Raw genomic sequence first — 1899 nt, 5'->3', positions numbered from 1 at the left:
GTGCGTGGGCTGGGCGGGGCTGGCGTCAGGCCCTGGCGGCTGAGGTCTCGCCGGCCCCCACGGCGAGGTGGGTCCCCATGCCGAGGTGGGCCCCCATGTTGAGGTGGGCCCCCAGGGCGAGGTGGGCGCCTCGCCAGCGCCGGCGCAGGCGGCGGTCGTGGCTGACGACGACGAGGGCGCCCTCGTAGTCGGCCAGGGCGGCCTCCACCTCCTCGACGAGGGCGGGCGCCAGGTGGTTGGTGGGTTCGTCGAGCAGCAGGACGTCCCACGGCTCGCTGAGCAGGCGTGCCAGGGCGAGACGTTGTCGCTGCCCGGTGGAGAGCCGGCCGACCGGCACCGCGAGCTGGTCGCGGTCGAACAGGCCGAGGGACAGCAGCCGTTCGGCGTGGTCGGCGGCCTCGCCGGCGCGGCCGCCGGCGAAGGCGGCCAGCACCGTCTCGTCCGGCCTCCCGGGCATCGGTTCCTGGGCGAGGTAGCCGATCGCGCCGGCTCGGGCGACGCTTCCGCCGTCGGGCGCGACGTCTCCGGCGAGGACGCGGAGCAGGGTGGTCTTGCCGGCGCCGTTGGGCCCGGTGACCAGCAGCCGCTCGCCCGTCGTGACGGTGAGGCTCGTACGGTCGAGCCGGCCCGCGACGGCGACGCCGGCGGCGTCGAGCACCACGCCCCGCGCGCCCCGGGTGCGCGTCACCGGGGCGAAGCGCAGCGGCTCGGGCGGCGGCGGGACCGGGTCGGCGAGGAGGCGGCGCAGCCGTTCCTCGGCGTTGCGCACCCGGCTGGCCAGCGACTGCTGCACCCGGCCGCCCGCCCGGTCGTAGGCCATCTTGTTGCCGTCCCTCATCGGACGGCCGGGTGCCACCTGGCGGGCGGTGGTCGCGGCGGCCTCGCGGAGCCGCTCGACGTCGGCCCGCCACTGCTCGTGCGCCTGGGCCCGGCGCCGCCGCTCGGCGGCCCGCTCGGCGAGGTAGCCGGGGTAGCCGTTGCCGTACCTGACGACGCGGCGCCGGTCGGCGTCCACCTCCAGCAGGCTGGTGGTGACCCGTTCGAGGAAGACCCGGTCGTGGGAGACCGCCACGGTGGTGCCGCGGCGGCCGCGCAGGTGCTCCTCCAGCCAGCGCAGGGCGTCGTCGTCGAGGTGGTTGGTCGGCTCGTCGAGCAGCAGCACCTCGGGCGCGGCCGCCAGGAGGGCGGCCAGCCGCAGCCTGACCCGCTCGCCGCCGGACAGGCCGCCGACGGCGCGGTCGCGGCCGACCAGGCCCAGGCCGAGTCCGTGCAGCGCCCGCTCCACCCGGGCGTCGGCGTCGTAGCCGCCGCGCAGTTCGAAGACGGTCAGCAGGTCGCCGTACTCGGCCAGGCCCGACTCGTCGCCGCCGGCCATGGCGGCCTCCAGCCGGCGCATCCGCCGCTCGACGGCGCGGAGGTCGGTCAGCGCCCGGTCGACGACCTGCTGGACGGTCGCGTCCGCCGGCAGCCGCTCGTCCTGGGCGAGGTAGCCCACGCCGCCGGCGGCCTGGACGACGACCTCGCCCTGGTCGGGCCGTTCGCGCCCGGCGAGCAGGTGCAGCAGGGTGGACTTGCCGGAGCCGTTCTCACCGACGATCCCGGTGCGCTCGCCGGCGGCGAGCGAGCAGGTCACCGAGTCAAGAACGACCCTGCCGTCGAAGGACTTGCCGACCGCGAGCGCGGTGATCTGGGTTGGGGTTGGCATGCGAGGACTCCAAGGCATTCGGGAACGAGGCGGCCGTGAGGGACCGCGCGGCCTGGCGAACGCTTCGGAAGAACATCGACTACTCCACTAGTGCGACAACTGCTGCATTAAGATGCACAACGCCGTCCCCCGAGCAACGGACCAACCAGTGACGACTCCCACACCCACGGAACCCGAGCCGGAGGGTGCCGCCC

1 protein-coding gene is annotated in these 1899 nt (G+C 75.7%); it reads right to left on the bottom strand.

The genetic code is table 11. From position 1 onward, the window contains the following. Window positions 1-25: 25 nt before the first annotated feature. Window positions 26-1705 (bottom strand): ribosomal protection-like ABC-F family protein, encoded by a 1680-nt coding sequence (gene abc-f / locus E1283_RS35735; protein ID WP_132822320.1) that lies wholly within the window; start codon window positions 1703-1705, stop codon window positions 26-28. Window positions 1706-1899: the final 194 nt, after the last annotated feature.

Origin of the sequence: Streptomyces hainanensis (assembly GCF_004348415.1) — a bacterium.
Taxonomy (GTDB): domain Bacteria; phylum Actinomycetota; class Actinomycetes; order Streptomycetales; family Streptomycetaceae; genus Streptomyces; species Streptomyces hainanensis.
Note: the sequence above shows the minus strand (reverse complement) of the source record. Positions and strands in the feature narration are given on the sequence as shown.